The organism is Microcystis sp. LEGE 08355 (assembly GCF_015207185.1).
GTDB classification, from domain to species: Bacteria; Cyanobacteriota; Cyanobacteriia; order Cyanobacteriales; family Microcystaceae; genus Microcystis; species Microcystis panniformis.
In genome coordinates this window covers 1-5,726 of sequence record NZ_JADEXI010000299.1, presented here as the reverse complement: position 1 = coordinate 5,726, position 5,726 = coordinate 1, and the positions used below count along the sequence as shown (strand labels likewise).

Here is a 5,726-nt window from a genome sequence, read left to right as displayed (position 1 = left end):
CCCCTTAGTCCCCCCTTTAATCCCCCCTTAATAAGGGGGGCATCTGACAATTTTTAACAGCCAATTATCTGTAATTTCTAGAGGTATTAAGATGAGTGAGATCAAGTTAGAAGATATTAGAGAAATTACCAAGAATACTCAAGGAAAAGGATATTCAATTATCTTTAATGATAACAGAGTAATTATTTTATATAAAAAAAGAACTATTGCTGCTTTGCTAACTCTGATTAGGTATGGAGAAGGTTGTGAAAGCGATCTAACTAATGCGACCAATAATTGACAAGAGATAAAAACTATACTCAAGGGTAAAATTCCTGAAAATTTAATTCAAGATTCCTATGCTGATGCTAATAAACCATTTAGCGAACTTTGGAAAGAAGAGGGATTTAATTTTATTTATGCTCCCCCAGGACAAAAAAGATTAGGCAGTCAAAAATATATTTTAGATAGTTCCGATCATCAACGACTTTTTACCACTACTAAACCACCGATTAGAACACCTCCCTCATCCCTAATTCAGAGAAATATCTTAGAACAACAAAAACATAAATGTAATTTTTGTGGCTCAATTCTTAAAAAGAAAGAAAATATCAATCAAAATACCTATGCTAGGGATCGAGTGCGTTTAGTTTGGGATCATCGGATTCCCGTAGAAAAAGGTGGAAATAGTGCCGATGACAATTTTCAAGCTCTCTGCTTCTATTGTAATAAATGCAAATGGCAAATCTGTAATCTTTGTAACTATGCTCCTGATAAATGTTCAGAATGCGTCTTAGCTTTTCCTGAAGTAACTAAGATTATTTTCCCCACTCAAGAAAATATTGAAGACCGGTTAAATCGAGCTAATTAAGTGATTTAGTAATATTTATACCAATATGTTTAATGACTGGGGGACAGACAGCGTTAGAAAGTTGTTTAATAGCAGCGGTGCGAGAAACAGGAAAATAATAATCATCGGGAAATCCCATTAATCTTTTTATTTCTAAGAGACTTAAATGTCTTCTTTCCTTGCTATACACTGGAATCATGGCACCACCACCGCTAACACTAACCGCAAAAGTAGGAAAGGGTTTTTGGATAGAAATTGCTCGGATGCCACTAGATCTGATTTGATAAATACAATTATCATAATCTACATTAACACTTGCCCTTTCAATACTTATTCTTGTTTTTGGCAGTTGAAAAGATAATTGTTCGGCAGTAATTCTGCCAGCATAATAATCAATATACTGCTGCCATTTTTCCGATATGGGAATTGAATAATCCCCCGGAACAATAATTTTTTCAATACCCACTTCTTCATGGCAAGGTTGGGGAAATTGAAAGTTTTTAATTCCTAAATCCTTGCGGAAAGCCAATAAAAAAAAGCGAGGTCTTGATTGAGGAATTTGGAAATATTTACTATCGATAACTGCATAAAAAGCCAGATAATTTATTTCTTTTAACTGGATTAATATATCTTTTAATATCTGCCCTTGATTTAAGCGCACGATATTACTAACATTTTCAAGAAAGATAACTTTAGGCTTTTTTTCATGGCAAATTCTGAGAATTTCCTGAATGGCTAGTCCGCGACTGTCTTGCCAACCTTTTTGTTGTCCTGCTCTGGAAAATGGCTGACAGGGAAATCCTCCACAAAAAACCTCAAAATCGGGAAGTAAGCTAGGAATTAAAGCTTCAACATCTTGCGGTTTCATGGATTCATGAAAATTGTGATTGTAGGTTTTCACACAATTTGGGTTATTTTCGTTGCTAAAAACACATTGCCAACCGATTTGTTCAAGACCGAGACGAAAGCCACCAATTCCCGCATAAAAATCGGCAAAAGTCAAGCAACTATGGGTAAAATTTTTGTTAGCTGGACGAATAGGTAACTGGTTCATAATATTGATTGAATAACCGAGAGTCTTATCTATTTTCTCAGATATTATTGTACTAGATGCCCAAGGGGACAGATGGACAGACAGGGGGAGAATGTGATTAACTTTCCCTAGGGGCTTTTGTTAAGTTACATTAAGCCCTAGAATAAAATCCTAGGGAGTTAGGCGAAATTCGCTCGATCGCTCGGTCTTATCCGCTTCTTAGCTGAGATAGACAAAAGATAGCGCATCGAGAAATAGAAAACTTGAGCTACTCAAGCTTTCGTCAATACTGCCCTGTTATCCATCTTGAGTTATAACCTAGTGTCCCAAACCCTACCTAAACCCTCCCTAAAAAGAGAATTTTTGCCATTTACCCTACAGGATGTCCGTCTAGCTATCCCGGCCCGTTGCTTCCAATCAAGCGTTTTTCGCTCTTTAGCCTACTTTTTTTTTGATATTGGCATTATTACCCTACTTTACTGGATAACTTACCAGATTAATCAAGCTTGGTTCTTCCCCCTTTTTTGGTTTATGCAGGGAACCATGTTTTGGGCCCTATTTGTCGTCGGTCACGATTGCGGTCACGGTTCCTTTTCCCGTTATCGTTGGTTAAATAACTTAATCGGTCATCTCAGTCATACTCCCATTCTCGTACCTTTCCACGGTTGGCGCATCAGTCATCGCACCCATCACGCTAATACCGGTAATATCGACACCGATGAAAGTTGGTATCCCGTCACGGAAACCCAGTATAACAATATGGCTTGGTACGAGAAATTAGCTCGTTTCCAGCTAATTTTGTTTGTTTATCCCCTCTATCTTTTCCGTCGTTCCCCTAATAAACAGGGGTCCCATTTTATGCCCGAAAGCTCCCTCTTTCGCCCCTCGGAACGGTGGCAGGTACTGACTAGCACCGTTTGCTGTACCTTTATGTTGGGTCTATTAATCGGGGTGGGTATCAGCCAAGGCTTTTGGTTTCTGTTTAACTACTACATCATGCCCTATATCGTCTTTGTGGTTTGGTTAGACCTAGTGACATTCCTACACCACACCGAAGATGATATTCCCTGGTATCGCGGTCAAGACTGGTACTTTCTCAAAGGCGCGCTTTCTACCATCGATCGCGATTATGGCATCTTTAATCCCATCCATCACCAAATTGGTACTCACGTCGCCCATCACATTTTTATCACTATTCCCCACTATCATCTCCAAGAAGCAACCGAGGCCATCCGTCCCGTCTTAGGAGACTATTATCGCCTCTCGAAAGAACCGATTTTCAAATCTCTCTGGCGGTCCTACCGCAATTGTCATTTTGTCAGTGACCAAGGTAGTAAGATTTTTTACCGCAAAAACTAATCTTATCTTAGCCATTAGGAGGAAACGGCAGCAAAATCTGCCTCCTCCTCTCACACCGAAAATAGTTGCCAAAACTGGGGGTAAAGTCTTTGTCTTTATTTGATTCAGTGGCAAGGAATTAAGCTGATGCAGTGAAATTGAACGAGGTACAAAGGGAATAACATCGGCAGCATTGGCTAAGAATCAAACAAATATCAAAGCGGCTCTCTAGGATTTGATCATTTTGCTTTTCAACAGCTACTGGCAAGAGGATATTAAGCGCCTAGAATCTAAAAATTTACGATCAAGCAGGTCTAAAGAGTGAATTTTTATGATACTGTCCATTGTACTAACTCAATTATAACTTTGCTATAAAATATTAATTACTCAGACAGCAAAAAAAGTAGCAGATTATGACACAGGCAATCCTTACTCAAATCTTGAATCAGCTTGAGACTCTTGAGCTAAAAGAACTTCAGCTGCTTAATCAGAAGATTCAACAGTATCTTATGGATAAAGAAGAAGCTGAGAAACAAGCGGTATTTCACCAATCTCTTCTTGATGCTGGATTAGTCAAGCAGATTAAGCGTCCTTCATCTCAACCGATAACTGAGCGACGATTGATTGAAATCGAGGGAAAACCTATTTCAGAAACGATTATTGAGGAACGCCGTTAAATGGCACTTTATTTCCTAGATAGTAGTGCCTTGGTCAAGCGTTATATCAGCGAAACCGGTTCAGCGTGGGTATTGGGATTATTTACTGATGCTTTAAATAATGAAATATTTATTGCCGCAATCGCCAAGGTAGAAATTGTGGCTGCTATTACGCGAAGATCCCGCACTGGAAGTATTAGCGTTACGGATGCAACGGCAATAGTTCATCAGTTGAGAAAGGACTCGCTTAAAGATTATCAAGTCATTGAAATTACCGAAAGTATAATTAATTCAGGAATGGTATTAGCGGAAACTTATGGTTTAAGAGGTTATGACGCAATCCAGTTAGCAGTAGGTTGTGCTGTTAATACACTTTGCCTAGCTAGTGGTTTACCTTCTATCACTTTTGTCTCGGCAGATAATGAATTGAATGTTGCTGTTATCAGTGAGGAATTGCTGATGGAAAATCCTAATAATCATCCGTCTTAAGTAAGCGATAAGCTGTGAACTCTGAAATTTTTAGAGTTTAAAAAGGTGGAAAAATAGTCCCTTTCAAGGGAGTAAATGAAGGGGCATTTATGGTATTTTTAGAAGCAATTTAGCCTACTTTTGTCGTTTCTTTTTTGGTAGATTGGGATGATTTTAGTTTGCGTTTGAGGGTTGAAACTGCGCCGAGTGTACTGACTACCAGGAGACTTAAAGTTCAAGTTTTCCAGAAAGAAAATTAAACTAATTAAACATTCCTATTAGTGTTTTATGTTAAATCTAATCTGTATCGCATCGCCTCTTCCAATTGCTGTAAATAACTAGAAGAAAGTGTCCCCAACTGTCTCTGAAGTCGTTGTCTATCAATAACAACAATTTGATAACATAAGGCTACTGATTCCTGATTTAAGCCTCCTTGTCCTGCGGGAATAACCATTGTTCCGGGGATTTGTGCGCGACGTAAATTACTGGTTAATGGAATTACAACAACAGTGCTAGTGAAGCGATCAATATTGTTATGTTGGACAATAATAACAGGTCGAATACCAGCTTGTTCTGAACCACGACTCGGATTCAAATCAGCTAGATAAATATCGCCTCGCATTTATTCCTTATCCTCTTGTTCAAGGTGAGATAAATAATCGGGTAAAATACTTTCTGAAAAGCTAATATCCTCTTGAGCAAATTCATTTTGTAACGATTGTGCTTCTGCATCTGAAATATTGTCCCATTTCTGAAAACGTGAATTTTTTTGTAAGGATTTGACAAATTCAAGGACTTGTTGCTGTTTTTCTAGCGGTAAAGTCTTAATACTTTGCAAAATCTGGTCTTGAAGATTATTAATATGGGTGATAGACATTTCAACTTTTACTATATCTACACTAGGCCAACCATTTTACCACAAAAAAACGCTCTTGTTGTCAATTAGTTAGCAACAATTAAATAAGAAGATTTTGAAGGCTTTAGTTATGGGTTTTCATCAATTTCTTGCGCTGTTTTTAATATGTCTAAATACAATATTTGATTAACACGGAAACCTGCTGTAAAAATCAAATCATCCATTAACGGCTGAATATTAGGAATTAATCTTCTTCTTTTGGCAATTAATAAAATACCTAAAATTCCAATAACATTCAATCCTAAACTAATTGCTTTCTTTCTGCCAGGGTTCTCGTCTATAATTACTCTATCAGCATTTGAAGAAATCGCTAAAGCTATCGTTTCTGATTCTCCTCGGTGTAATTCCTTCTGTAATTCGGCTCTTCGTTACTTGGTATGATTCGATCAGGGGGCATAAATCGACTAAATCCTTATAGGGCAAGAGACTCAATTGATTAGCTCGTTCTAGATAGAAAACAATTGGCAAAAATCGAAGCAATGTCTT

10 protein-coding genes and 1 pseudogene are annotated in these 5,726 nt (G+C 37.8%); 5 read left to right on the top strand and 6 right to left on the bottom strand.

All coding sequences use genetic code 11. The annotated features are described in order from the left end of the window. Positions 1 to 91 precede the first annotated feature (91 nt). Both IQ242_RS26265 and IQ242_RS26260 read left to right on the top strand, forming a co-directional pair. Positions 92 to 280, top strand: a complete 189-nt coding sequence (locus tag IQ242_RS26265) for a hypothetical protein (RefSeq protein ID WP_228021025.1) — start codon at positions 92 to 94, stop codon at positions 278 to 280. Between the two features lie 339 nt (positions 281 to 619). Next, a complete protein-coding gene (locus IQ242_RS26260; RefSeq protein WP_370583008.1) occupies positions 620 to 850 on the top strand; it encodes an HNH endonuclease in 231 nt (76 codons plus the stop codon). Here IQ242_RS26260 and IQ242_RS15220 read toward each other — a convergent pair. Then, a complete protein-coding gene (locus tag IQ242_RS15220; protein ID WP_193960533.1) occupies positions 843 to 1,883 on the bottom strand; it encodes a DNA cytosine methyltransferase in 1,041 nt (346 codons plus the stop codon). The two genes, IQ242_RS26260 and IQ242_RS15220, sit on opposite strands and share 8 nt — an antisense overlap. 300 nt (positions 1,884 to 2,183) lie before the next feature. On the opposite strand from IQ242_RS15220, the gene IQ242_RS15215 reads away from it, so the two are divergent. The 3 genes from IQ242_RS15215 to IQ242_RS15205 all read left to right on the top strand — a co-directional run bounded on the left by IQ242_RS15215 (position 2,184) and on the right by IQ242_RS15205 (position 4,345). Beyond that, a complete protein-coding gene (locus tag IQ242_RS15215; RefSeq protein ID WP_193960532.1) occupies positions 2,184 to 3,221 on the top strand; it encodes a fatty acid desaturase in 1,038 nt (345 codons plus the stop codon). Positions 3,222 to 3,613: 392 nt separating this feature from the next. Further along, positions 3,614 to 3,877, top strand: coding sequence for a hypothetical protein (locus IQ242_RS15210; RefSeq protein ID WP_002800342.1), 264 nt, complete (start codon positions 3,614 to 3,616; stop codon positions 3,875 to 3,877). Next, entirely contained in the window at positions 3,878 to 4,345 is a 468-nt protein-coding gene (locus IQ242_RS15205; protein WP_193960531.1) for a type II toxin-antitoxin system VapC family toxin, read from the top strand. It begins immediately after the preceding gene. A gap of 109 nt (positions 4,346 to 4,454) precedes the next feature. Here IQ242_RS15205 and IQ242_RS27185 read toward each other — a convergent pair. The 5 genes and pseudogenes from IQ242_RS27185 to IQ242_RS26245 form a co-directional block, all read right to left on the bottom strand. Further along, positions 4,455 to 4,559, bottom strand: a pseudogene (locus IQ242_RS27185) (LamG domain-containing protein); the annotation flags it as partial. Positions 4,560 to 4,610: 51 nt separating this feature from the next. After that, positions 4,611 to 4,946: a type II toxin-antitoxin system PemK/MazF family toxin gene (locus tag IQ242_RS15200; protein WP_079208874.1), complete on the bottom strand. Its 336-nt coding sequence runs from the start codon at positions 4,944 to 4,946 to the stop codon at positions 4,611 to 4,613. Beyond that, positions 4,947 to 5,201, bottom strand: coding sequence for a hypothetical protein (locus IQ242_RS15195; protein ID WP_079208873.1), 255 nt, complete (start codon positions 5,199 to 5,201; stop codon positions 4,947 to 4,949). It abuts the gene before it with no gap. A 107-nt stretch (positions 5,202 to 5,308) separates the two neighbouring features. Continuing rightward, entirely contained in the window at positions 5,309 to 5,479 is a 171-nt protein-coding gene (locus IQ242_RS26250) for a DUF3368 domain-containing protein (RefSeq protein ID WP_228021023.1), read from the bottom strand. A gap of 52 nt (positions 5,480 to 5,531) precedes the next feature. Next, the coding region (locus tag IQ242_RS26245) for a hypothetical protein (protein WP_228021022.1) at positions 5,532 to 5,726 on the bottom strand (195 nt) is incomplete at its 5' end.